The organism is Brevibacterium salitolerans, from assembly GCF_039531405.1.
In the GTDB taxonomy this organism is placed as follows: domain Bacteria; phylum Actinomycetota; class Actinomycetes; order Actinomycetales; family Brevibacteriaceae; genus Brevibacterium; species Brevibacterium salitolerans.
On sequence record NZ_BAAAPZ010000004.1, the window covers coordinates 379,356 to 402,253 of the forward strand.

Sequence of the window (22,898 nt, forward strand, 5' to 3'; positions counted from 1 at the left end):
CACGCGACCATGACTCCCGCTTCTCGCCCCGGACGCCCGCTTCTCTGCGGAGAAAAGCGGGTGTGCCGGACGACAAACGGGTGTTATGCCGGCATCTCAGCCGCGCATCTCAGCCGGCATCTCAGCCGCGCATCTCAGCCGCGCAGCTCCTCGCGGGAGAGCTCCGTGGCCGCGGCGCTGTACTCGCGGAAGGCACCGCGGTAGCGCGCCGCCGGGTGGGTGTCCGGGAGGCGGTCCTGCCCGGTGAGCGAGCCGCGCAGGGTGCGCGGGGCCTCGGCCGCGGAGCCCTTCTCCTCCGGGGCCCTGGCCAGGCCGCGGCGGCGCAGCTCCGGGAGGACGTGGTCGATGAACTCGCGGTAGCTGCCCGGAATGGTGGAGTTCATGACGTTGATGCCGTCGATCCCCGCCTCCTGCCAGGCCGCCAGCTCGTCCGCGATCTGCTCCGGCGTGCCCACGATGCGCGTGGCGCGCGCACGGAAGAGGGCCATGTCCCGGAGTGTCGTGTTCCCGTTCGGGGCCATCTTCCGCAGCTCCGCCAGGTGCCCCTGCGCGCCCTCCGTGGAGAGCTCGCCGATGGGCGTGTCCAGCGGAAGGTAGCCCAGATCCACACCCATGCTGCCGCCGGTGTGGGCGATGAGCGCGTCGTCGTCGATCGAGGCGTCGAGGTCTGCGGCCAGCGCTTTGGCCTCGGCCTCCGTGGAGCCCACCACGAAGGAGAGTCCCTGGATGAACTTCACGTCGCCGGCCGCGCGGCCGTGCTCCACGGCGCGGCGGCGGATGTCCGCCGCGTGCTCCGCGGCGATGTCCCGGCGCGGGGCCATCGAGAACGTGGCCTCGGCGTGCTTGGCGGCCACGTCGCGCCCGCGCGGCGAGGAGCCGGCCTGGAAGAGGAACGGCGTGCGCTGCGGTGAGGGGGAGGACAGGTGCGGGCCCTCCACCGAGTAGTTCGCGGAGGAGTGGTGGATCTTCGCGATCTTCTCCGGATCCGCGTGCAGGCCGGTGCCGCGCGCGTGCTCGCGCGTCTTGTCCGCCAGCAGGGCGCCGTCCTCCCAGGAGCCCTCCCACAGCTTGTAGGAGACGTTCAGGTACTCCTCCGCGAGGTCGTAGCGGTCCCCGTGGGCGGCCAGGCCGGCACCGCCGTAGTTGCGGTGGGCGTTCTCCAGGGCGGAGGTGACGACGTTCCAGCCCACGCGCCCGTCGGAGAGGTGGTCCAGGGTGGACAGCTGGCGGGCGAAGGTGAACGGGTGCGCCTGGATGACCGCCGAGGTGAGCGCCAGGCCGATCCGGTCCGTCACCGCGGCGAGGGCGGAGAGGAGCACGAGCGGGTCGTTGGAGGGCACCTGCAGGCCGCGCCGCACGTGGGAGGCCCAGCCGCCCTCGTGGTCGCCGTAGAGGCCCACCACGTCGGCGAAGAAGGCGATGTCGAAGCCGGCCGCCTCGAGGTCCTGCACGAGGTCCACCCACAGCGCCAGCTCGTTGAAGCGGTGCTGCTGCGCCTCCTCCCGGCGCCACGCGCCGCCGACGATGTGGCTCGTGGTGTTCATGAGGAACGCGGAGAGGATGAGCGGGCGCGGGGTCATGAGGTGAATTCCTTCCAGGTCTCGCCGGCGTTGTCGACGGTGACGGTGTCCACGTAGTCCAGTGCGCCGCCCAGGTACTCGGCGTACCACTCCTCGACCTCCGGGGACTGGAAGGCGTCCTGCAGTGCGCGGGTCTTCTCCGAGGCCACCTCGTCGGGGGTGACGGCGACGACGTTGGTGTAGGGCACCTGCGTCTCCTCGTCGTCCTCGAGGATGAGCGCCGTCTTCTCCACGTCGTGCCCGGCCTCGGCCACCAGCCGCGCGAATGCGAGGCCGGCGTCCACGTCCGGCAGGGTCTGCGCGGTGGACTGCTGATCGATCTCGACGAACTCGAACCCGTGCGGATTGTCGGTGATGTCGCGCTGGGAGAGCTCGGTGACGGGCACGGACTCGTTGATCTCCAGCGCACCGGCCTCCGCGAGGAGCTTGAGGCCGCGGCCGTTGTTGGCGGTGTCGACCGGCAGGGAGATGGTGGCGCCGTCGGGGAGGTCCTCGATGCTGTCGTGCTTGAGCGAGAAGATGCCGCTGGGCGCGTAGTAGACGGAGAACGCCGGTGCCACCTCGGTGTCGTTGTCCTGATTGAACTGGTGGAGATAGGCGAGGTGCTGGAAGAAGTTCGCGTCGTACTCGCCCTGCTGCACCACCTGGTTGGGCTGGATGATGTCCGTGACGTAGGTGGTCTCCAGGGTCCAGCCCTCGTCCGCCAGCAGCTCCTTGGCGATCTCCGTGGGCTCCTGGTACGGCGCGGACTCGGTGACGATCATTCGGATCGTCCTGTCGTCCCCGCCGCCCGCGGCGTTGACCAGACCGCAGCCTGTGAACGAGGCGAGGCCGAGGACCGCGGTCGCGGCGAGGGCGGCGCGCCGGGGGAGGGAGGTGCGGAGGGCACGACCGGTGCGGTGAGGACGGGGTGGGTGCGGCATGGGGGCTCCTGAGGGAAGGGGTGCGGATGAAGGGTGTGGGGACCGGCCCGTGTGCGCGGCCGGAGTGTGAGTGGGGAGGGGCTGGGCGCCGGAGGCGGAGCAGGAGCCGGACGGATCCGCGCACCCGCTCGGGGCCTCGGGTACGGGCCGGTCAGAGGCGCTTGTCCGCGACCCTCACCAGACGGTTGCCACCCCACTGCACGAGTGAGACGAGGACGACCATGAGGACGACGGCCACCAGCATCACGCCGGTCTCGTAGCGGTAGTAGCCGTAGCGGATGGCGAAGTCGCCGATCCCGCCGCCGCCCACCAGGCCCACCATCGCGGAGTAGGAGATGAAGCTGACGGTCGTGACGGTGATGGAGCCGATGATGCCGGGGCGGGCGTCCACCAGCAGCACATTGCGGATGATCTGGCCCTGGGTGGCGCCCATGGCGCGCGAGGCCTCGACGGCACCCGTGCCCAGCTGCGAGATGTTCTGCTCCACGAGCCGGGCGAAGTAGGGGATCGCATTGACCGTGAGCGGGACGATGGCCGCGGCCGTGCCCACCGTGGTGCCCACCAGGAACCGGGTGATCGGGATGATCGCGATGAGGAGGATGAGGAAGGGGAACGAGCGCAGCATGCTCACGATCGTGTCCACGACCGCGTGGGTCTTGGGCGAGGGCGAGATGCTCCCGGGGGCGTGGACGAACAGCCAGATGCCCAGCGGCGTGCCCACGAGGACGGCGAGGGGGATCGCGACGCCGATCATGACGAAGGTCTGCCCCAGCGCCTCGAGCAGTTCGGGGCGCAGTTCCATGATGCGGTCCATCAGCGTGCGCCTCCTGTGGGTGCGAAGACCGCGGAGCCCGAGGTGGGCGCAGGGGAGACTGCCCTTGGGGCCTCCGAGGTCTCGTTCGCTTCTGCGGGCGCGAGGACGGCCTCGGTGTGCGCGTCGCGGTCCCCGCGGTCGATCCTGATGCCGTCACTCACCAGGTAGCGGCCGATCGAGGTCTGCGGGGTGAAGTCCGTGCGCGCGAAGTCCGCGGCGGTGAACCGCTCGACGATCCGTCCGCCCTCCATGACCGCGGTGGTGTCGGCCAGAGCCTTGACGACCTCCATCTCGTGGGTGACCACCACGACCGTGATGCCCAGCTCGCGGTTGATGTCCGCCAGGTACTGGAGGACCGTCGCGGTGGTGAAGGGATCGAGGGCACTGGTGGGCTCGTCGCAGAGCAGCACCTGGGGTCGCGTGGTGAGCGCGCGGGCGATCGCCACGCGCTGCTTCTGCCCGCCGGAGAGCTGCGCCGGATAGGAGTCCGCCTTCTCGCCGAGGTCGACGATCTCCAGCGACTCGGCCGCACGCCGCCGGCGTTCCGTCCTGTCCTTCACCCCGGCGAACCTGAGGGCGAGGGCGACGTTCTGGCTCACCGTCAGGTTATTCACCAGGTTGAAGCCCTGGAAGATCATCCCTATCTGGTGCCTGGCCTGCCGGAGCTGCTCCTCGCTCAGGGCGGTGAGCTCCGTGCCGTCGATCCAGACCTCGCCGGCGGTGGGCCGCTCCAGCAGGTTGATGTTGCGCAGGAGGGTGGACTTGCCCGCGCCGGAGAATCCGATGATCCCCTGGATGCTCCCGCGGGGCACCTCGAGGCTCACATCGTCGACGGCGAGCAGGCTCGTCCCGCCCCGCGAGGGGAAGGACGTCGAGACGCGGCGCAGGGAGATCATCGCAACACTCCATCGAAGCTGGCGGTAGCACCGGTTCCGGATCCGCACGGCAGGCCTGCGTGCTCCGGCAGACCTGCCGCCGGGCGGATCGGTCTGCCGGGACGGGCTGCCTGAGCAGATCACGGCGGTTGCTGCGACGTCATCGAGCCAGATCTCTCGGTCGCTCTGGATGGCACAACTACTGCGCCTCATCCTTCCGTGCGGGTGACGGTGCAGGACCCGCCGCCGTCATCGGACGTCACGCGCCGCAACGCAGCGACATGTGCGGGATCTCCCCGCCGTTCCGCGGCCCTCAGACGTCGTCGCGCTCGGCCCGCCGGGTGAGCTCCCAGAGCTGGGCCAGCACCTTCTCGTCCACCTCATCCACGACCTCGGCGGATCTGCTGACCTCGAGCTCCGCGCCGCGGGTCTCGGAGTGCAGCTCCGCCATGCGGAGGTCGAGCTGCTCCGCGGTGGCCGCCGCCTGGGAGAGGTCGTCGGAGAGGTGCGAGGGCACCTCGCCGGAGTACTTGTAGAAGATTTTGTGCTCCAGGCTCGCCCAGAAGTCCATCGCGATGGTCCGGATCTGCACCTCGACGATGACCGGCACCGCTCCCGTGGAGAGGTACACGGGCACCTCGATGATCGCGTGGAGGCTCTTGTACCCATTGGCCTTGGGGCGGGCGATGTAGTCCTTGATCTCGATGATGCGGACGTCGTCCTGGCTGGTCAGGGCATCGAGTATGCGGTAGGTGTCTGCGATGAAGGCGCAGGTGATGCGGACTCCGGCGATGTCCGTGATCGTCTCCCGGATGGAGTCCAGCGTGGGCTCACAGCCCTTGCGCGCCACCTTCTCCAGGATGCTCTGCGGTGTCTTCACCCGTGAGGTGACGTGCTCGATGGGGTTGTACTCGTGGAGGTGCAGGAACTCGTCGCGGAGGATGTTCACCTTGGTGAGGACCGTGTCCACGGCGAACCGGTACTCCATCATGAACCGGCTGAAGCTCGCGCGGGTGCGGCGGGCGAAGGCGAGCATCTCCGCATCGGTGCCGTCCTGCTCTCGTTCTCTCACCGGTTCCCTGCCTCCTTCGCCACGGGTGTCCGATCGTCGCTGCGGCCTTCCGATTCTACGCGGCGGTGTGCTGAGAGGGATGTGTGCATTCGCACCGGGGCGGGTGTTCGCCGCCCGCGGCTCGTGCTGCCGTGGCGGCGGTGCGGATCCTCCGCCGATGCCGGCTTCCGCCACGTGATCAGGGGGTGACATTCGCAACCATGAAAGGTATTTTTGCCATACCTTAAAAGGTGATACGGATGCGAGGCCGCGCGGACGTCTTCGCACCGCGACGTCGAACGGGAGCAGAATGACATGGCGGAACTGAAGAAGTCTCTGGGGCTCTTACAGCTCCTGGCGTTCGGGATAGCCGGAGTGGTCGGCTCGAGCTGGATCTACACGAACTCGCTCCTGTTCGACTCCTACGGGGCCGGAGGAGTGGTCCTGGGCCTCGCGATCGGTGTGCTGCTCGCAACCTGCGTGGCCCTCGCCTACTCCGAGCTCACCTCCGCATTCCCACGGGCGGGCGGGGAGGTGGTGTTCTCGTACACGGCGCTGGGCCGCAGGGCCTCCTTCTTCACCGGCTGGATGCTGCTGGGCGCCTACGTCTCCTCCCTGGCCTTCTACGTCACCGCCTTCGGCTATCTGCTCGGCAACTTCTTCCCTGTGTTCAACACGATTCCGCTCTACACGATCAACGGCGAGACCGTGTACCTCCCCGTCCTGCTGGTCGGTGTGGCGCTCACGCTGCTGTTCCTCGTGCTGAACTGGTACGGGATCGAGGTCGGCGCCCAGGTGCAGCTGGCGATGTTCGCCGCGATCGTCATCATCGGAGCCGCCCTCGCGGTGACCGGCTTCTCGGCGGGTTCCGCGGACAACTTCCTGCCCGCCTACCATCCCGGTTCCAACGCGCTCGCCGACACGCTGCGGTTCGTGATCCCGAGCATGACCTTCCTCGCCGGCTTCGGCCTGGTCTCCGTGCTCGCGGAGGACGCGAAGATCCCCGCGCGCCGCATCGGGCGGGCTGTGGTCATCACCGTCCTGGCGGCGGGAGGCTTCTACTGCCTCGTCCTCGCAGCCACCGCCTGGGTGTTCCCCTGGGAGGAGACGGCGGCGATGCCGCTGGGCACGGTGTCCGCATTCCAGGCGGCGGGGTTCCCGGTCCTCGCCGTGGGCGCGTATCTCATCGCCTTCCTCGGCCTGCTGACCAGCTTCCTGGGGCTCTTCGTCGCCAGTTCCAGGGTCCTCGTCGCCATGGGCCGGGCGAGGCTTCTCCCCGAAGGGCTCTCCGCCGTCCACCCGCGCAGGCGGACTCCGCACGTCGCGCTCCTCTTCACTGCGGCGGTCACCCTGGGCCTCGGGTGGCTGGGACCGGGAGCGGTCGTGTGGTTCCTCGACACCGGCGGCGTCTACCTGGGGCTCGTGTGGTTCATGGTGGTGCTCTCCAAGTACCTCCTGCCGCGGCGCTATCCGGGCCTCGAGCGCCCCTACGTCTCCCGGCTCTGGTTCCTGCCCGCCATCGGCGCCCTGGGGGCCGTCGCGGTCATCGTCTGGGCGCTTGTGCCCAACTCGGGGGCGTCGCTGGTCTGGCCCGCGGAGTACATCATCCTGGGTGTATGGCTGGTCCTCGGCCTGCTCCTGTACCTGGTCGCAAGGCCCAGGACGAGGACTGACGCGCTGCAGTCGCTCCTCGGCGACTCCTACTCGATGCTGGAACGGGGCTCCCTCCGATGAGAGGCGTTTCCGCACAGCTCGTCGAGGCCGCCCGCACCCGCGTCCGGGCAGGCCTCGAACGTTCGCTCCCGCTGCTGAGCACCCCCGAGATCGCCTGGGGGCTGATGGTGGACGGGAGGCTGGTCGACGGAGAGAGGACGGACCGGATCTTCCGGATCGCCTCGATGACCAAGTCGTTCACCGCGGCGGCCGTCCTCGGGATCAGGCACGGCCTCATCGGAGCGGGTGCCGGACTGGACCTCGACGCGCCTCTGGGGGATCACATCCCCCGGATCCGAGAGCAGGGGGCGCTCAGCCGGATCACGGTGCGGGACGCACTGGCGATGGCGGGCGGTCTCCCCACGGACGATCCCTGGGCGGACCGGCTGGAGAGCATCTCCCGCACCGAGATGGACGACCTGCTGCAGGGGCGTCCGCTCACCACGGCACTGTCCGGCACCGCCTACGAGTACTCGAACTTCGGCTATGCGCTGCTCGGCCGGCTGGTGGAGGAGCTGACGGGCAAGCCGTACCGCGAGGTCGTCGAGCACGAGCTCCTGCACCCGCTGGGGATGCGCTCCTCCGGCTTCGACTTCCGTGAGCTGCCGGAGGACGCGCTGGTCACCGGCTTCCGGCGCACGGTGTACGGCGGACTGGAGGAGCTGCCGTACAGCGCTCCGGGGGCCTTCTCCGCCATCGGCGGGATGTTCTCGACCGTGCGTGATCTCATGGTGTGGATCGGCTGGCTGCTCGACGCCGTCTCGATCAGCGGTCCGCTCGACGCGGAGGGACCGTGGGCCCGGCCGCTGCGGGACATGCAGCAGCCGCAGCGCTTCTACGAACTGCGGGAATCCGCCGAGGGCGCCGTCGCGGAGTCCTACGGCTACGGGCTCCACCACCGCGCGGACCGGCGGGCGGGGGAGATCCTCTACCACTCGGGCGGGTACCCGGGCTTCGGCTCCCATATGCGCTGGCACCCCGCGACGCGCAGCGCCGTGGTCGTGATGGGGAACCTCACGTACTTCTCCGCAGAGGAGTACGCGGCGGCGGCGCTGGATGAGTGTGTGGCCGCGCTGGGCTACAGGCTCCCGCCGGTGGCGCAGAAGGCGGGCCACGCCGTCTGGAGGAATCCTCCGAGTGAGAGCGCACATCGCATCGCATGCCGGGTGGAGGCGCTCATCCAGCACTGGGACGATGCGATCGCTGACGAGGTCTTCGCGGAAAACATGGACCGCGACTTCCCGCGCGGGGAGCGCAGGGCGCAGTTCGCAGAGGCCTTGCGTGCCACGGGTGAGGACCTCGGCGTGGAGGGTGGAGCGGCCACGGGCGCCGTGGATGCGCCGGAGGGCGGCGGGAGCGGCCCGGACCTCGGGGAGGCCGGCCGCGGGATCACCTGGTCCACGGCCGCTCAAGCGAGCTGGTCGGTGCGGGGTCCGCGCGGGGTGCGAGAGGTGCGCATGCAGCTCAGTCCTTTCGGCCGGGTGCAGAAGATCGACGTCCGGGTGGCCGAGGGGCGGCCGGGATGAGACCGGACAGGGTGCCTCGGCTCTGAGCTCCCTGCCCTGCAGTTGCTACGGTGAGGCCACCCACAGAGCTGTGGGCGGCCACGAGGGCGTGGCTGAGTCGCGGGAGGAGAAGCTCATGGCAGAGGTGCAGACCGTCACGGGCCCGGTGGACAGCGCGGAGCTGGGCAGGACGCTGGCGCACGAGCACGTGTTCGTCCTGGGGGAGGAGCACAGGCTCAACTACCAGGACGACTGGGACGAGGAGGAGAAGGTCGCCCAGGCCGTCGCGGATCTCAACGAACTGAAGGGCCTGGGCTTCGACACGATCCTCGATCCCACCGTCCTGGGCCTCGGGCGCTACATCCCCCGCATCCAGCGGATCGCCGCGCAGACGGACCTCACGATCGTCCCCGCCACCGGGCTGTACACCTACAACGAGATCCCCTTCCAGTTCCACTACTCCGGGCCGGGCCTGCTCTTCGACCAGCCGGAACCGCTCACGGAGCTCTTCGTGCGCGACCTCACCGAGGGCATCGCGGACACCGGGGTGCGCGCGGCGTTCCTCAAGTGCGCCATCGAGGAGCAGGGCCTCACACCGGGGGTCGAGCGGGTCATGCGGGCCGTGGGCCAGGCCCACGTGCGCACCGGCGCGCCCATCACGGTGCACACCAATCCGCACACCCGGTCCGGTCTGGTCGCCCAGCGGGTGCTCCGTGAGGAGGGGGTGGACCTCACCAAGGTGGTGATCGGCCACTCCGGGGACACGACGGACCTGGACTACCTCAAGGAGCTCGCGGACGCAGGCTCACTGCTGGGCATGGACAGGTTCGGCCTCAACGTGCTGCTGCCGTTCGAGGACCGCGTGAACACCGTGGCGGCGCTCGCCGAGGCCGGGTACGCGGAGCGCATGGTGCTCGCCCACGACGCCTCCTGCTTCATCGACTGGTTCGACCCGGAGGCCAAGGAACAGGTCTCGCCGCAGTGGAACTTCCGCCACATCAGCGAGGACGTGCTCCCGGCGCTCCGCGAGAGGGGCGTGGGCGAGGAGCAGATCGAGACCATGCTCGTGGACAACATCCGGCGGTACTTCGAGTGAGGGGATGCGTCCGGAATGTTCTGCACCTTCTGGTCGCATTCACTTGTGTACGAGCACGGCGAGCGTGAGAAGATGCAGAACGTCTGATGCGCGGTGTACTTGGTCTAAGTACGCTTAGTGTAAAGGTACCCTGTCTAATAGTGAGTCCGCTCTCGGAACAGCACGCGCGGGATGAGGCGGACGCACGCGATCATGCCCAGCAGCTCGATGAGCGACTGCGTGACGATCACGGCGGCCGACACCTCCCAGCCGGCGGGCAGCGACAGTGCGAACGGCAGGACGATGAAGGAGTTGCGCGTGCCCAGCGAGAAGGCCAGCGTCCTGCCCTGCTCCACCGGCAGGCGTACCGTCCGGGAGACCAGCACCGCGATCAGCAGCGCTCCCGCCAGGTAGAGCAGCGCAGCCAGGAGCACCCAGGGCAGTGCGGTCGCACTCCGCGCCGCCTGTGTGATGTGGGAGGCGGAGACCAGGAGGAGCACCAGCGCCAGCAGGGGCACAGGCAGGATCCCGGAGCCGGAGCGCACGCGCTGGAGGAATGGTGCGCGCGGCGCGGCGGCCTCGGCGATGACCGCGGCGAGCAGCGGCAGACCCAGCACGCCGAGCGCCGGCGCCAGGGACTCCGGCGTGAAGACTCCGCCGAGGCCCGTGAAGAGGCGGATGTAGAGCGGGAGCAGGAGCAGCTGCAGGCACAGCGTCAGCGGGGTGAGTGCGGAGGCGCGCGCTGTGTCCCCGCCGCCCAGGTGCGTGAAGGTGAGGAACCAGTCCGTGCACGGCACGAGCAGGACGAGCAGGAGACCCAGCACCAGGGGATCCTCCTGCGGGACCAGCCGCACGATCCCGGTCACGAGCAGCGGCACCAGGACGAAGTTGGCGACGAGGGCGGAGGCGAGGAAGCGCCGGTCGCGCAGTGCGCGGGGGATGTCCCGCATGCTGATCTGCGCGAACGTGGCGAACAGGAGAAGGCCGAGCACCGGCCAGACGGCGAGGTCCAGGTGTGCCGAGGCCTCCGGGAGCAGCAGTCCGAGAGCCGCCCCGATGAGCACTGCGGTGAGATACCACCACACCTGATGCCGTTCGAGCGCCTCGCGGGAAAGGGTGCCGCGGGGCAGGGCGCCGCGGGGCAGGATCGTGCGGTCCGGGCCGGGATCGCCGGGGCCCGGTGCGCTGCGGGAACGCGGCGAGCGGCGGCGCGGGCACCTCATGCGAGGCGGTCGCGGAGGATGCCGAGGAACTCGTCGGCGCGCTCCACCTGCCGGGCGAGCTTCTCGCGGCGGGCCTGCGCCTCCGCCTGCATCGCCAGCAGCTGTGCGCGCGCCTGCTCCTTGGTGAGGGAGGCGGCCCGCGCGCAGGTTTCCGTTCCGGCCTCCGCGGTGGTCTCCTGCGCCGAACAGGTATCCGCCACCGCCTCGGTGCTCCCGCCGGTCTCCTCCGCCTCGATGACGTCGAGCAGTGTCAGCAGCTCGCCCATCTCCGCCGTGGAGAAGCTCAGCGCCTTCATCCGCCGGATCGTCATGAGCCTGCGGAGGTCGTCCTCCGAATAGAGGCGGTAGCCGCCCTCTGTGCGGCCGGTGGGCGGAATGAGGCCGATGCTCTCGTAGTGGCGTAGCGTGCGCGACGACAGGCCTGAGCGCTCGGCCATCTCCCCGATGTGCATGGAAACCGGTACCTCTGCGGTGGTGTGCGGGTGCGTGGTGGATGTGCGCAGCGGCCCGCCGGTGCGGCTGCCCTGGCTGGCCTCAACCTTAACGCGGGGATAAGGTTGCCGCTGAACCTTGACCGCGCGTCAATGTTGGAGTGCCGGATCCCGGCGCTTCGCCCCACGCAGTTCGCTGCAGTCCGTTCCCGTTCAGCCCAGCCAGGAGCACCCGTGTCCGAGACCTTCCCTGACCCTGCCGTTCCTCAGCATGCGGGCACCGGCGAGGCGGCCTCGGGCGCGGGGTCTTCCTCCGCGCTGCCCGCTCCCCTGGAGCGCCGGAGCGTCCGCGCGACCCTGCGGCGACCGGGCTGGCTGAGGACCGAGGTGCTGGGCGGTCTCGTCGTGGCGCTCGCCCTCATCCCGGAGGCCATCGCCTTCTCCGTCATCGCCGGGGTGGACCCGCGTGTGGGTCTCTTCGCCTCCTTCACGATGGCGGTGACGACGGCCGTGCTGGGCGGCCGGCCCGCGATGATCTCCGCGGCCACCGGGGCCGTGGCGCTCGTCATCGCACCGCTCATGGCCTCACACGGGCTCCAGCACCTCATTGCAGCCGTGATCCTCGCCGGTGTGTTCCAGGTGGTGCTGGCCCTGCTGGGAGCGGCCCGCCTCATGCGCTTCATCACGCGGCAGGTGATGGTGGGGTTCGTCAACGGCCTGGCGATCCTCGTCTTCCTCACGCAGGTGCAGGAGATATGGGGGAGCCCGTGGATCGCCTATGCGCTGGCGGCCGTGGGCCTGCTCCTCGTGTTCGTGCTGCTGCGGCTCACGCAGGCCGTGCCCGCTCCGCTCGTGGTGATCGTGCTGCTCACGGTCACGGTGGCGGTCACGGACCTCGACGTGCCGACGGTGGGGGACAAGGGCGAACTGCCGGATGCGCTGCCGGTGCTGTTCCTGCCGGACGTCCCGCTCACGTGGGAGACCTTCACCGTGATCGCGCCGTTCTCGCTGGCCATGGCGCTGGTGGGGCTCATGGAGTCGCTCATGACGGCCAAGCTGGTCGACGACATCACGGACACCCGCTCGGACAAGACCCGTGAGGCCTGGGGGCAGGGCGCGGCGAACATCGTCACCGGCTTCCTCGGCGGTATGGGCGGCTGCGCCGTGGTGGGGCAGACGATGATGAATGTGAAGGCCTCCGGTGCGCGCACCCGCATCTCGACCTTCCTCTCCGGGGTGTTCCTCCTGGTCCTCGTGGTGGTGCTCGGCGACGTGGTCGCGCTGATCCCCATGGCCGCGCTGGTGGCCGTCATGCTGTTCGTGTGCTGGGCGACGTTCGACTGGCACTCGATCCGGCCGGCCACGCTGCGCCGCATGCCCAAGTCGGAACTCGCGGTGATGCTCGTGACGGTGGTGGGCACGGTGTGGACCCACAACCTCGCGGTGGGAGTGATCCTCGGCGTGCTCGTGGCGATGGTCGCGTTCGCCAACCGGGTCGCCCACTTCGTGCAGGTGGAGCGGGAGCTCGTGCCTGCAGAGGCTGCGGGCGCCGAGGCCGTGGCCCGGTACACCGTCACCGGCGAACTGTTCTTCGCCTCCTCCAACGACCTCTACACGATGTTCGACTACGCCGGGGACCCGCAGCGGGTCGTCATCGACATGGACCGGTCCCACGTGTGGGACTACTCGACGGTGACGGCGCTGGAGTCCGTGACGGACAAGTACGCCCAGCACGGGACGACGGTGGAGATCGTGGGGCTGAACGAGGCGAGCCGCCGGATGCGGGAGCGCCTGCGGCGCCGGGACTGAGCTGTGCGGGAAGCTGCGGTGAGTCGTAGCGCCGACGTTTCGCAGTTTCCAACGGTGTGCGCACGCGTACACGTATGAACACCGTTGGAAACTGCGAAACGTTGAACCGCTGAGCGATGGGAACTGCGCCGTCCGGCTGAGCGAGCCCTTCGGTCCGTGCCTCGGCGCCGGCTCACTGCAGCAGCGGGGCGGAGGTCTCGCGCAATGCGCTCGCGAGGGCGCGGACCGCGGGGTCGCTGCTGCGGCCGGACCGGCGGGACATGAGGACGGTGCGCGCGGCGACCGGTGCGCCCACCCGGAACGATGGGGAGACAGGCAGCCCGAGCCGCGGCAGGAACGCCGCCGCATACCCGTCGCTCACCAGCCGCGCATGGAGGAGCACATCCGCGGACTCGAAGGCCACCTCCGGTTCGAGGCCCGCCCGCCTGCACTCCGCCACCGCCCATTCGCGCGGATCGGAGCCCGGGTGCTCCATGACCCAGGGATGCCCGGTCAGCGCCGAGGGGCTCGGATCGCCCGTCTCCCGCACCCACGCTGACGGCACGGCGAGGTGGAGGGGATCCTCTCCCAGGACCTCGTCCTCGGCTCCGGTCGTGGTGTGCAGGGGGCGACCGGGGTACCGCTCCCACAGGACCAGGTCGAAGTCACCGGCGATGAGCGCGGGGAGGGCGGCCTCGGCCCCGATGTGGCTCACCCGCACCCGCACCCCGGGATGTGCGGCGTGCAGAGCCGCCACGGCCCCCGGTACGAAGGTGTGCGCGGCGGTCTGGAAGGCGGCCAGCCTGACGCTGCCGGAGACCGTCCCGCGGCTCGCGGCCACCTGCGCGCGTGCGCTCTCCATCTCCGCGAGGATCCGCTCCGTGTGCTCCACGAGGACCTCGGCCGCCGGGGTGAGGGCGACCCCGCGTCCGGCCGCCTCGAGCAGGGGAGTGCCAGCCTCCCGCGCGAGGATGCTCAGCTGCTGGGAGACGGAGGACGGGCTGTAGCCGAGGGCACGGGCGACCTCCGCGAGAGTGCCGCGGTACTTCAGCTCGCGCAGGAGGCGGAGCCGGTGGAGGTCATACATGGGTGTTCCTCTGATACATCGGCTGGGCCGACTGGTCATGTTCGGAATCATCGTATCGACCGAACTGCGAGTGCTTCCTAGGGTGGACCACAGAGGGCCAAGGGGATCGCGCGGGAGTGCGGAGAACCACCAGGGTGCGGAGCACCATCAGGGCCCGGAGAACCGCAGGAAGGGATGGCGATGACGGATGCAGGCATGTCTGCGCACACGGTGACGGTGGACGGCGAACGGCTCTGGGCCTCGCTCAAGGAACTCGCCCGGATAGGCGCCTACGAGGACGCGGCCACGGGGCTCACGGGCGTGAACCGGCAGTCGCTGACGGACGCCGACGCCGCCGGGCGCAGGCTTCTCATCGCCTGGATGGAGGAGGCGGGGCTCGCCGTGACCGTCGACGAGATGGGCACGATCTTCGGCAGACGCGAGGGACTGCGCCCGGAGCTCGCGCCGGTGCTCGTGGGCTCGCACATCGACACGGTGGGCACGGCCGGTGCGTTCGACGGGTGCCTGGGGGTGCTCAGCGGCCTCGAGACCGTCCGCACGCTCGATGCGCTGGGCATCGAGACCCAGCGTCCCGTCGTCGTCGCGGCGTTCACGGAGGAGGAGGGCGTGCGGTTCGGCACGGACATGCTCGGCTCCGCGGTGGCGGCCGGCAGACTCAGCCTCGAGTACGCCTACGGACTCACGGATGCCCAGGGTCTGCGGCTGGGCGACGAGCTGGAGCGGATCGGCTTCAAGGGCACGCGGCCAGTGCGCATGGACGCGCCGCACGCCTACGTCGAATGCCACATCGAACAGGGTCCGGTGCTCCTGGCGGAGGAGTTCTCCGTGGGGGTCGTCACCGGAGTGCAGGCCATCGCCTGGCAGCGCGTGACCCTCCACGGGCGTGCCGCCCATGCCGGCACCACCCCCACAGAGCTGCGTGTGGACGCCGGGCTCGCCGCCGCGCAGATCGTCGTGAAGGTGCGCGAGATGGTGGACTCCGGCAGATACGGCAGGCTGCGGGCCACGGTCGGGCACATCGCGACCTCGCCCGGTCTGCCCAGTGTGGTGCCGGACCGCGCGGAGCTCACCGTGGATCTGCGCAATCCGGAGGACCGCCGCATGGAGGCCGCCGAACGTGACCTCGCCGCCTTCCTCGAGACGCTGCCGGAGACCCAGCCCGGCCTGCGGGTGGAGACGCAGCGGATGGCGCGGACCACGCAGGTGCCGTTCGACGAGGGCATCCAGGACACGATGGAGAAGGCCGCTGCGGATCTGGGCCATCCCGTCCGGCGTCTCATGTCCGGCGCCGGCCATGATGCACAGGAGATGGCCGCCATAGCACCGGCCGCGATGGTGTTCGTCCGCGGCCAGTACGACGGGATCAGCCACAACCCGCGCGAGTACTCCACGCCCGAGGACTGCGCCGCAGGGGCCTCGGTGCTGGCCAGCACCGTGCTGCGACTGGCACAGGAGCTGCCGGAGGGTTCGGCTGCCGGTCCCTCCGCCCCCGAATCGACAGGAGCACCCGCATGACCAGCACTGTGCACTCCCGCCCGCGCGCTCGCCTCTGGCGCACCGCCCCGCCCGCGGACCTCCGCGGCTTCCACCGCTCCGTGCCCGGGTACGCACCCACTCGGCTGATCGAGCTCCCGCAGCTCGCTGAGGAGCTGGGCGCCGAACGTGTGTGGGTGAAGGAGGAGGCCGCACGCTACGGGCTGCCCGCCTTCAAGATGCTGGGTGCCGGCTATGCGATCGCCCGCGCACTGACCGCGCGCCTGGAGGGGGCTCCGGGTGCACCCGACCTGCGCGAGGCCTCGGACGCGGTGCTGTCCCTGGAGGAGATCCGTGAGCGGATCAGCGAGACCGGGGTGTGCGAGCTCGTGGCGGCCACGGACGGCAACCACGGCCGGGCGGTGGCCCGGACCGCGGCGATGCTGGGGCTGGCTGCGCGGATCTTCACCCCGGTGGGCATCTCCGCCGAGGCCGTGGCCGCCATCCGCGGTGAGGGCGCGGAGGTGGCGGAGCTGGAATCGGATTACGACGAGGTGGTCGCCCATGCCGCCCGGGAGGCGGAGGGCGGGGGCTCTCTGCTCGTGCAGGACACCTCCTGGGAGGGCTACGAGGACATCCCGGCGTGGATCGTGGACGGTTACGGGACGGTGCTCACGGAGGCATACGGCCAGTTGAGCGAAAGGGGCGCTCCTGCTCCCACCCTCGTCACGGCTCCCACGGGTGTGGGTGCCTTCGCCGAGGCTGTGGTGAGGCACAGTCGCTCGCTCACGGACGGTGCGGCGCCGCATGTGCTCGCGGTCGAGCCCTCCGCAGCTCCCTCGCTCACCGCCTCGCTGCTCGCCGGGAGGCCGGTCACGGTGGAGACGGGCACGACGATCATGGCCGGCCTCAACTGCGGCACGCCCGCGGCCGCCTCCTGGCCCATGCTGCACGCCGGTGTGGACCTCGCCGCAGTGGTCACGGATGAGGAGACCGCGCGTGCGGTGGTGGACCTGGAAGCTGTGGGTGTGGACGCCGGGCCGTGCGGTGCTGCCTCGCTCGCAGGTGTGAGGCTGCTCCATGCGCGCCGGCTGCTGCCGGAGGGTGCGCGTATCCTGCTGCTGAGCACGGAGGGACGGAGCGCGAACCCGCTGCCGGTGGAGCTGCGTGAAGCGGTGGGGCTGCCTGAGGCGGGGCTTGCGGCCGGTCCTGCGGCAGGCCGGGAGGCTGAGGCTGCAGCGGGCCGGGAGGCCGTGGGTCCTGCGGTGGACGGATGACGATGGCAGAGACGACAGGCAGGAGCGAGGCGATGACGGCACCAGAGACTCGATCACCGGAACTCCAGCACGGGGATGGCCGGATGCGCACGGACCTCGAGGCGCTGACGGCGGATCTCATCCGCATCGATTCCGTGAATGCGGGCCTGGTGCCGGGAGGCGCGGGGGAGGGTGACATCGCGGACTTCGTGACGGACTGGCTGAGCGCGCGCGGCTTCCAGTGCGTGCGGCTGGAGCGGAACGCGGGTCGTCCGTCCGTGGTGGGCATTGCACGGGGGACGGGCAGTGTTGCGGCGGGCACGGCCTCGGCGGCGGGCGAGGACCGCGGCCGGACCCTCATGCTCAACGGGCACCTCGACACCGTCTCCCTCACCACCTACGCGGATGGCGCGGGTCTGCAGCCTCGCATAGTGGACGGAAGGCTGTACGGCCGGGGCGCCTACGACATGAAGGGCGGGGTGGCGGCGGTCATGCTCGCGGCTGCGCGGGCGGCAGAAGGCGAGCTGCGGCGCGGGGACATCGTGGTGGCGCTCGTGGCGGACGAGGAGGACGTGAGCGGCGGGACGGAGGAGGTCCTCGACCATCTGCGTGCGGAGGGCATCCGCATCGATGCCGCAGTGGTCCCCGAGCCCACGGATGAGGTCGTCATGCCCGCGCACCGCGGCTTCGTGTGGGCCGAGGTGACTGTGCGCGGTGTGGCGGCGCACGGTTCGCGGCCGGACCTGGGTGTGGACGCGATCGTCAGGGCAGGTGCCTTCCTCACTGCGCTGGGTGAACTCGGCGAGCGGCTGGCCGCCGGGCCGCGCACGCCGCTGCTGGGCACCGGCAGCGTCCATGCTTCGCTCATCTCCGGCGGAGCGGAGGTCTCGAGCTATCCGGACGCGTGCACCGTGACGCTGGAGCGGCGCACCGTTCCCGGCGAGGACGCGGCCTTCGTGGAGGCGGAGCTGCGGGAGATCGTCGATGAACTCGCCGCCCGTGATCCTGAGTTCTCTGCGGAGGTGCGGGTGACGTTCGAACGGCCGCCCTTCGACGCAGGGGAGGACTCCGCTGTGGTGCCAGTGGTCAGAGAGGCGTACGCGCAGGTCACCGGGCGTGAGGCCGAGGTGACCGGTATGCAGGCGTGGACGGACTGCGCCCTGCTGGCCGAGGCGGGGATCGACGCGGTGCTGTTCGGTCCCGTGGGGGCCGGCGCGCATGCGGCGGAGGAATGGGTGAGCCTCGACTCCCTCGTCACGCTGAGCCGCGTGCTGGAGCGCACGGTGCGGGAGTTCACGGCGTAGCGGGGTGCTCAGCCCCGCTGCTCACTGAGCGCGGCTTCGAGGATGCGAGCGGCCTCGGGGTACGCGCCAGGATCAGGGCCCGCGAAGCTGAGGCGCAGGAATCGGCCGGTGGGCTCTGCCGGGAACCAGGCGTCGCCGCCGGCGATGAGGAGGCCTCGGGCTCCGCAGTCGCGTGTGAGCTCGGACAGATCCGTGGAGTCGGGCACCCGCACCCACAGGTTGAGCCCGCCGTGAGGGAGGGCGTCGAGGCAGACGCTCGACGCATGTTCCCGGAGCGCTCCTGCGAGGAGGTCGCGGCGGGACTGCAGCTCTCGCCGCAGGCCGCGCAGGTGCGTCCGCCAAGCAGGCTGCGTCACGACGTCGAGGGCCGCCGCCTGCAGGACTCCGCTGATATACAGGGACTGCGCCTCCGCCTCGGCGCGGATGCGGTCCCGCGCCGGCCCGCGCGCGATGAGCCCGGCCACCCGGACTGCGGGGGAGACGCTCTTCGTCAGCGACCGCAGCCAGACGACGTGTCCGTTCTCGTCCTGCGCGGCCAGGGGCGAGGCGTCTGCCGTGATCCCGAAGTCGTGCGCCCAGTCGTCCTCGATGAGGAATGCCCGGCGCTCGCGCACCACCTCCAGCACCTGTCTGCTGAGCTCCGGTGACCAGCAGGCACCGGTGGGATTGGCGAAGGAGGGCTGGGCGTAGAAGGCGCGGGCGCCGGTCTGCGCGAATGCGCGGTCCAGCTCCTCCGGGTCCGGGCCGTTCGGACTGCTGGTGATCGGTATGAGCCGGACGCCTGTCTGCTCTGCGGCGAGGATCGCTCCCCAGTAGGTGGGCGATTCGATGAGCAGGGTCCCGCCTTCGCCCACCAGCGCACGGAACACCGCGCTCAGCCCGCTCTGGCTGCCGGGCAGGACCACGACGTCGTTCGCGGTGGGAGCTGAGATGTGAGGCAGAGCGAGCGCACTCAGCTCTGCGGCGAACCAGGCCCGCAGCTCAGCCGTGCCCGCCGCCGGTGGCCGCGTCACGGCGGCGTCGCTGCGGGCGGCACGGGTGAGCGCGGGGCGCACCAGGCGCTCAGGCAGCAGTTCGCGGTCGGGGTAGCCGGCGTGCAGGGCGATGGTGTCCACAGGCGTTGTGCGCAGAGCGGCAGGTCCGCCATGCACCCGGCGGGGAGGTGTCCCCAGTGCCGAGGTCTGCCATCCGTAGTCGTGGGGTCTCGCCGTGCGCGCCGCCAGGACGAAGGTTCCGGCACCCGGCCGCGTCTCCACCAGACCCTGCGCGGCGAGGAGGCGCAGTGCCTGCTGCACTGTCACCGGGCTCGCACTGTGCTGCGCGACGAGAGCGCGTGTGGACGGCAGCTTCGCCCCTGCGGGAGCCGTGGAGATCCAGGTGCGCAGGGCCTCGGCGATCCTCTCACTGCTACCATTGCTCATGAAGACACATAGTAGCGCTACTGTCAGCACACCCACTCCGCTACACTCTCCGCGCGTCGGCCTCCTCTGGGGCCTCCTGGGCGTCGCCGCCTTCTCCTTCACCGTCCCCCTCACCCGCATCGCCGTGGACGGCGGGCACATGTCGCCGCTGTTCGTGGGTGCCGGCCGGGCCGTGATCGCGGCCGTCCTCGCTGCAGCGGTGCTGATGCTGACCCGGCAGCCGTTTCCCCGCGGCGGGCAGGGGGCGCAGGTGGCGGTCGTGGCCGCAGGGGCGGTCATCGGATTCCCGCTGCTGACCTCGTACGCACTCACCACAGCCCCGGCGAGCCATGGAGCGGTGGTCATCGCGCTCCTGCCTGCCGCGACGGCGGTGATCGCGGTGCTGCGGACGCGGGAGAGGCCTCGGGCGGGGTTCTGGATCGCCGCGGTCTGCGGTGCTGCTGCGGCAGTGGCCTTCGCCGCGGTGCAGGGCGAGGGCCTCGGCGGGCTCCACCGCGCGGACTGGCTGCTGTTCGCGGCCGTGCTCGCCTGCGCGATGGGCTATGCGGAGGGCGGTGTGCTCTCCCGCAGCCTGGGCTCCTGGCAGACCATCTCCTGGGCCCTCGTGCTGGCGTCACCGCTCATGGCCGTGCTCACCGCGTGTGCTCTCGTGCAGCAGCCGCCGGTGGTCTCGGGTGCGCAGTGGGGAGCCTTCGCCTACCTCGCTGTCGTGAGCATGTACCTGGGGTTCTTCGCGTGGTACCGGGGCCTGGCGATCGGCCCGATGGCGCAGGTGAGCCAGGTCCAGCTCACTCAGCCGATCATGAGCCTCGGCTGGGCGGCGCTCCTCCTGCGGGAGTACCTGAGCGGAGTCACCGTCCTCGGAGGCGCGGCGGTGATCGCCTGCGCGCTGCTGGCAGTGCGGGTGCGGAGCCGGCCGCGGGACTGAGTGCGGATCGAAATGGTCGCTCCTTGGGGGGTGCCCGGCCGGGAGGGAGGGTTCTCACTCAGCCGTCGTCTGCATCCCGCCTTCCCACCCTTGGGGTGAACCGGATGCGGGATTGGCTCAACACGGAGCGTGTCAACTGAGTACCATTTTTGGTACTGTATTGCCAGGAGGTGTACCGGTGAGCTATCGGCAGGATCTATGGGAGATCGCTGCATCCCGCAACGGTGTGGTGACCGTCGCGGAGGCGGAGGATGCGGGCGTGCCCGCCGTCGAGGTGCGGAAGCTTGCTGCCCGTGGTGCGCTCCGCGGGTATGGGCAGGGCGTCTACACACACGGTGATGTGCCGATGACCTCGTTCACCGAGCCGACGATCGCTGTGGACCTTGCTGGAGGAGGCGCGTTCCTGCACCGTCAGTCCGTGCTCAGTCTGCTCAGGCTCGGACAGTTCAATCCACCGAAGGTGTGTGTGGGCACGCGCCGCCGTGTGCGGCGCAGGCTGCCGGAGTGGATGGAGTTGGAGAGGCGGCCTGACGTGCCCGATGAGGATCTCACTCGCTACGAGGGCGTCCCGGCGACGACGGTTCGGCGGGCACTGGACGACGTGCGGGATCGGATGCCGCCCGATCGATGGAAGGCTGTGGTCGATGAGGCGCTCAGGCGAGACCTGATAGGCGAGCGGGATGCGGCATCGGCATGAGCAAAGTGATGCCGCCGCTGAACGTGACTCAGCTCAACGCCAGACTCGCCCAGGCTGCTGCCGAGCTGAGCATTCCGATTGCGCGTGCGCGTGTGATGCTCTGCACGTTGATCGTGTCGCAGATGCTCCCCGAGGCTGTCGCTGTCAAGGGTGGCATGGGGGTGAAGCTGCGGTTCGGTGAGCGTGGCACGCGCGCGACCTCCGACTTCGATGTCTCCACCCGCGCCCGCGGTGAGGAGTTCGAGCAGGAATTCCGCACACGTCTGGCCGAGGGCTGGGGGAGGCTGCCGGCGTCGAAGGGTGAGCTGCGTCGCGACCCGGATGCGCCGGAACGCGTCGCGTTCACGGCGACTGTGCGGGCTGCGCGGCTCCATGATCCGGGGCTTGCTCGGCCGGAGTATGTGATGCACCCGTATCGGGTATCGATCATGTTCCTCGGCACAGCCTGGGGTGCGCTCGATGTCGAAGTCTCCGATCCAGAGATCGATCCTTACGCGCACACGCGGAAGGAGATCGACGGCGAACTCGTGCAGTTCGGGGCCCACTTCGGCTTCGGAGATCTGCAACCAGTCGAGCTGGTCGATCTTGAGTACCAGCTCGCGCAGAAGCTTCACGCCGTCAGCGATCCTGCCTATGTGCGAGCGCATGATCTGGTCGACCTGCAGCTGCTGTGGAACGCTGGCCCCGATCTGCCGGTCCTGCAGGGGTTGTGCGTGCGCACGTTCGGTTGGCGGCGCCAGCAGGCTTGGCCCCCGCTCCCGTTGCGTCCGATGGATGGCTGGGAACTCGCATACGCCGAGGCACGAGCAGAAACCGAGGTCGGTGGCAGGACATCAGTGCTGCCCGACGTTGCGGCGGCGCGCCACTGGCTTGAGCAGATCATCGACGTCATTGCTTCGTCTCCTGCTCTCGATTGACCCCAATTGAAGAAGGGAGCGCTGCGTCTGTCGGCGTGCACTCACTCTGCGATCGTGATGCCCAGCTGCGCGGCGAGCAGAGCGGCGAGCTCCGCAGCCTGCGCGGAGGAGACGACCGTGCCGCGCATGCTCTCGACTCCGCTCACAGACCGCAGCTCCACTCCGCGCAGGTCCACACTGCTCAGCCGTGCCCCCTCGAGCTGCAGCGAGCGCACGGTGCAGTCACGGAACGCGACGCGTTCCGCCGTCGCCTGGGAGAGATCCAGCTCCTCGATCACGCAGTCGGTGAAGAGGACGTCGGTCAGCTCTGCCGCGCGCAGATTCACCCACGACAGCTTGCTCCCCCTGATCTCCACCGATTCCAGCGAGGCGTCGAACAGCTCCACGGCACCCAGACGCGAATCCTCGATGCGCACCTCCCGCAGAGTGGAGCGGGCGAGGCCGAGGACCGGCGCGTTCAGCCGCTCCACCCGGGTCTGCAGCAGGCGAGAGCCGCGCAGCTGCGCCTCGTGCGCCTCGAGGCCGAGGAACTCGCACTCCGTGAAGCTGACCCCGGTGAGGTCGCGTTCCGTCAGGTCCGCGTGCGCGTAGCGGCGCAGATCGCAGACGCCGCCCGCACGGATCTCCGCCGCGTCCGCCTCGTCGAGCTCCGGCAGGCGCAGGGCGTCGATCCGCGGTGCGGCGAACGAGCCGTTCTTCGCAGAGGTGCGCGATCTGGTTGTACGGGCGGGCATGGGAGCCTCCTGGCGGGATGCGGGATGCGGGATGCGGGATGCGGGATGCGGGATGCGGGGAACAGGGTGCAGGGAGCAGTGGACGGTGGACAGAGAGAAGTCG

General features: G+C 70.0%; 20 protein-coding genes. 10 read left to right on the plus strand and 10 right to left on the minus strand.

Features of this window, described 5'->3' with window-relative positions:
* Window positions 1-134: 134 nt before the first annotated feature.
* The 5 genes from ABD240_RS07280 to ABD240_RS07300 form a co-directional block, all read right to left on the minus strand.
* Entirely contained in the window at window positions 135-1,580 is a 1,446-nt protein-coding gene (locus ABD240_RS07280) for an NtaA/DmoA family FMN-dependent monooxygenase (RefSeq protein ID WP_344336593.1), read from the minus strand.
* Entirely contained in the window at window positions 1,577-2,503 is a 927-nt protein-coding gene (locus ABD240_RS07285) for a MetQ/NlpA family ABC transporter substrate-binding protein (RefSeq protein WP_344336594.1), read from the minus strand. Before ABD240_RS07285 ends, ABD240_RS07280 begins: the two co-directional genes overlap by 4 nt.
* Before the next feature lie 151 nt (window positions 2,504-2,654).
* On the minus strand, window positions 2,655-3,317 hold the full coding sequence (locus ABD240_RS07290; RefSeq protein WP_344336595.1) for a methionine ABC transporter permease: 663 nt from the start codon (window positions 3,315-3,317) through the stop codon (window positions 2,655-2,657).
* The gene (locus tag ABD240_RS07295; protein WP_344336597.1) at window positions 3,317-4,213 is read right to left on the minus strand and encodes a methionine ABC transporter ATP-binding protein; all 897 of its coding nucleotides are present in this window, start codon (window positions 4,211-4,213) and stop codon (window positions 3,317-3,319) included. Before ABD240_RS07295 ends, ABD240_RS07290 begins: the two co-directional genes overlap by 1 nt.
* A 292-nt stretch (window positions 4,214-4,505) precedes the next feature.
* Window positions 4,506-5,228 carry a GTP pyrophosphokinase gene (locus ABD240_RS07300; protein ID WP_344336684.1) on the minus strand — a complete coding sequence of 241 codons (723 nt, stop codon included), beginning with the start codon at window positions 5,226-5,228 and terminating at the stop codon, window positions 4,506-4,508.
* 330 nt (window positions 5,229-5,558) lie between these two features.
* Here ABD240_RS07300 and ABD240_RS07305 point away from each other — a divergent pair, with 330 nt between their 5' ends.
* The 3 genes from ABD240_RS07305 (at window position 5,559) to ABD240_RS07315 (ending at window position 9,557) form a co-directional block, all read left to right on the plus strand.
* Window positions 5,559-6,977, plus strand: a complete 1,419-nt coding sequence (locus tag ABD240_RS07305) for an APC family permease (protein ID WP_291791445.1) — start codon at window positions 5,559-5,561, stop codon at window positions 6,975-6,977.
* Complete coding sequence (locus tag ABD240_RS07310) at window positions 6,974-8,482, plus strand: serine hydrolase domain-containing protein (protein ID WP_344336600.1); 1,509 nt, start codon at window positions 6,974-6,976, stop codon at window positions 8,480-8,482. The genes ABD240_RS07305 and ABD240_RS07310 overlap by 4 nt, the downstream gene beginning before the upstream one ends.
* Before the next feature lie 115 nt (window positions 8,483-8,597).
* Complete coding sequence (locus ABD240_RS07315) at window positions 8,598-9,557, plus strand: phosphotriesterase family protein (RefSeq protein WP_344336601.1); 960 nt, start codon at window positions 8,598-8,600, stop codon at window positions 9,555-9,557.
* A gap of 134 nt (window positions 9,558-9,691) precedes the next feature.
* Here the strand turns inward: ABD240_RS07315 and ABD240_RS07320 are convergent, their stop codons facing one another.
* On the minus strand, window positions 9,692-10,759 hold the full coding sequence (locus ABD240_RS07320; protein ID WP_291791455.1) for a bile acid:sodium symporter: 1,068 nt from the start codon (window positions 10,757-10,759) through the stop codon (window positions 9,692-9,694).
* Entirely contained in the window at window positions 10,756-11,211 is a 456-nt protein-coding gene (locus ABD240_RS07325) for a MerR family transcriptional regulator (RefSeq protein WP_291791458.1), read from the minus strand. Before ABD240_RS07325 ends, ABD240_RS07320 begins: the two co-directional genes overlap by 4 nt.
* A gap of 132 nt (window positions 11,212-11,343) precedes the next feature.
* Here ABD240_RS07325 and ABD240_RS07330 point away from each other — a divergent pair, with 132 nt between their 5' ends.
* Complete coding sequence (locus ABD240_RS07330; protein ID WP_425546999.1) at window positions 11,344-12,999, plus strand: SulP family inorganic anion transporter; 1,656 nt, start codon at window positions 11,344-11,346, stop codon at window positions 12,997-12,999.
* Window positions 13,000-13,171: 172 nt separating this feature from the next.
* On the opposite strand, the gene ABD240_RS07335 is transcribed toward ABD240_RS07330, so the two are convergent.
* Complete coding sequence (locus ABD240_RS07335) at window positions 13,172-14,065, minus strand: LysR family transcriptional regulator (RefSeq protein WP_291791461.1); 894 nt, start codon at window positions 14,063-14,065, stop codon at window positions 13,172-13,174.
* A 195-nt stretch (window positions 14,066-14,260) separates the two neighbouring features.
* On the opposite strand from ABD240_RS07335, the gene ABD240_RS07340 reads away from it, so the two are divergent.
* The 3 genes from ABD240_RS07340 to ABD240_RS07350 are packed head-to-tail and all read left to right on the plus strand — an operon-like array spanning window position 14,261 to window position 18,098.
* Window positions 14,261-15,580 (plus strand): M20 family metallo-hydrolase, encoded by a 1,320-nt coding sequence (locus ABD240_RS07340; protein ID WP_344336604.1) that lies wholly within the window; start codon window positions 14,261-14,263, stop codon window positions 15,578-15,580.
* Window positions 15,577-16,815, plus strand: a complete 1,239-nt coding sequence (locus ABD240_RS07345; RefSeq protein ID WP_344336606.1) for a diaminopropionate ammonia-lyase — start codon at window positions 15,577-15,579, stop codon at window positions 16,813-16,815. The genes ABD240_RS07340 and ABD240_RS07345 overlap by 4 nt, the downstream gene beginning before the upstream one ends.
* Before the next feature lie 2 nt (window positions 16,816-16,817).
* Window positions 16,818-18,098, plus strand: a complete 1,281-nt coding sequence (locus tag ABD240_RS07350) for an ArgE/DapE family deacylase (protein ID WP_344336608.1) — start codon at window positions 16,818-16,820, stop codon at window positions 18,096-18,098.
* Window positions 18,099-18,106: 8 nt separating this feature from the next.
* On the opposite strand, the gene ABD240_RS07355 is transcribed toward ABD240_RS07350, so the two are convergent.
* Entirely contained in the window at window positions 18,107-19,519 is a 1,413-nt protein-coding gene (locus ABD240_RS07355; protein WP_344336610.1) for an aminotransferase-like domain-containing protein, read from the minus strand.
* Between ABD240_RS07355 and ABD240_RS07360 the strand changes: the two genes are divergently transcribed.
* The 3 genes from ABD240_RS07360 (at window position 19,518) to ABD240_RS07370 (ending at window position 22,061) form a co-directional block, all read left to right on the plus strand.
* Window positions 19,518-20,447 carry a DMT family transporter gene (locus tag ABD240_RS07360; RefSeq protein ID WP_344336612.1) on the plus strand — a complete coding sequence of 310 codons (930 nt, stop codon included), beginning with the start codon at window positions 19,518-19,520 and terminating at the stop codon, window positions 20,445-20,447. The genes ABD240_RS07355 and ABD240_RS07360 overlap by 2 nt on opposite strands.
* Before the next feature lie 178 nt (window positions 20,448-20,625).
* Window positions 20,626-21,144: a type IV toxin-antitoxin system AbiEi family antitoxin domain-containing protein gene (locus tag ABD240_RS07365; RefSeq protein ID WP_344336614.1), complete on the plus strand. Its 519-nt coding sequence runs from the start codon at window positions 20,626-20,628 to the stop codon at window positions 21,142-21,144.
* A complete protein-coding gene (locus ABD240_RS07370; RefSeq protein ID WP_344336616.1) occupies window positions 21,141-22,061 on the plus strand; it encodes a nucleotidyl transferase AbiEii/AbiGii toxin family protein in 921 nt (306 codons plus the stop codon). Before ABD240_RS07365 ends, ABD240_RS07370 begins: the two co-directional genes overlap by 4 nt.
* Window positions 22,062-22,102: 41 nt before the next feature.
* On the opposite strand, the gene ABD240_RS07375 is transcribed toward ABD240_RS07370, so the two are convergent.
* Window positions 22,103-22,795 carry a pentapeptide repeat-containing protein gene (locus ABD240_RS07375; RefSeq protein WP_344336618.1) on the minus strand — a complete coding sequence of 231 codons (693 nt, stop codon included), beginning with the start codon at window positions 22,793-22,795 and terminating at the stop codon, window positions 22,103-22,105.
* Window positions 22,796-22,898 lie beyond the last annotated feature (103 nt).

Excerpts from the sequence above, each read along its gene's own strand:
- ABD240_RS07325 (WP_291791458.1), bottom strand. The coding sequence starts at position 11,211 with ATGCACATCGGGGAGATGGCCGAGCGCTCAGGCCTGTCGTCGCGCACG.
- ABD240_RS07285 (WP_344336594.1), bottom strand. The coding sequence starts at position 2,503 with ATGCCGCACCCACCCCGTCCTCACCGCACCGGTCGTGCCCTCCGCACC.
- ABD240_RS07340 (WP_344336604.1), top strand. The coding sequence starts at position 14,261 with ATGTCTGCGCACACGGTGACGGTGGACGGCGAACGGCTCTGGGCCTCG.
- ABD240_RS07300 (WP_344336684.1), bottom strand. The coding sequence starts at position 5,228 with ATGCTCGCCTTCGCCCGCCGCACCCGCGCGAGCTTCAGCCGGTTCATG.
- ABD240_RS07360 (WP_344336612.1), top strand. The coding sequence starts at position 19,518 with ATGAAGACACATAGTAGCGCTACTGTCAGCACACCCACTCCGCTACAC.
- ABD240_RS07370 (WP_344336616.1), top strand. The coding sequence starts at position 21,141 with ATGAGCAAAGTGATGCCGCCGCTGAACGTGACTCAGCTCAACGCCAGA.
- ABD240_RS07355 (WP_344336610.1), bottom strand. The coding sequence starts at position 19,519 with ATGAGCAATGGTAGCAGTGAGAGGATCGCCGAGGCCCTGCGCACCTGG.
- ABD240_RS07310 (WP_344336600.1), top strand. The coding sequence starts at position 6,974 with ATGAGAGGCGTTTCCGCACAGCTCGTCGAGGCCGCCCGCACCCGCGTC.
- ABD240_RS07295 (WP_344336597.1), bottom strand. The coding sequence starts at position 4,213 with ATGATCTCCCTGCGCCGCGTCTCGACGTCCTTCCCCTCGCGGGGCGGG.
- ABD240_RS07280 (WP_344336593.1), bottom strand. The coding sequence starts at position 1,580 with ATGACCCCGCGCCCGCTCATCCTCTCCGCGTTCCTCATGAACACCACG.
- ABD240_RS07375 (WP_344336618.1), bottom strand. The coding sequence starts at position 22,795 with ATGCCCGCCCGTACAACCAGATCGCGCACCTCTGCGAAGAACGGCTCG.
- ABD240_RS07350 (WP_344336608.1), top strand. The coding sequence starts at position 16,818 with ATGGCAGAGACGACAGGCAGGAGCGAGGCGATGACGGCACCAGAGACT.
- ABD240_RS07305 (WP_291791445.1), top strand. The coding sequence starts at position 5,559 with ATGGCGGAACTGAAGAAGTCTCTGGGGCTCTTACAGCTCCTGGCGTTC.
- ABD240_RS07330 (WP_425546999.1), top strand. The coding sequence starts at position 11,344 with ATGTTGGAGTGCCGGATCCCGGCGCTTCGCCCCACGCAGTTCGCTGCA.
- ABD240_RS07290 (WP_344336595.1), bottom strand. The coding sequence starts at position 3,317 with ATGGACCGCATCATGGAACTGCGCCCCGAACTGCTCGAGGCGCTGGGG.
- ABD240_RS07335 (WP_291791461.1), bottom strand. The coding sequence starts at position 14,065 with ATGTATGACCTCCACCGGCTCCGCCTCCTGCGCGAGCTGAAGTACCGC.
- ABD240_RS07315 (WP_344336601.1), top strand. The coding sequence starts at position 8,598 with ATGGCAGAGGTGCAGACCGTCACGGGCCCGGTGGACAGCGCGGAGCTG.
- ABD240_RS07345 (WP_344336606.1), top strand. The coding sequence starts at position 15,577 with ATGACCAGCACTGTGCACTCCCGCCCGCGCGCTCGCCTCTGGCGCACC.
- ABD240_RS07320 (WP_291791455.1), bottom strand. The coding sequence starts at position 10,759 with ATGAGGTGCCCGCGCCGCCGCTCGCCGCGTTCCCGCAGCGCACCGGGC.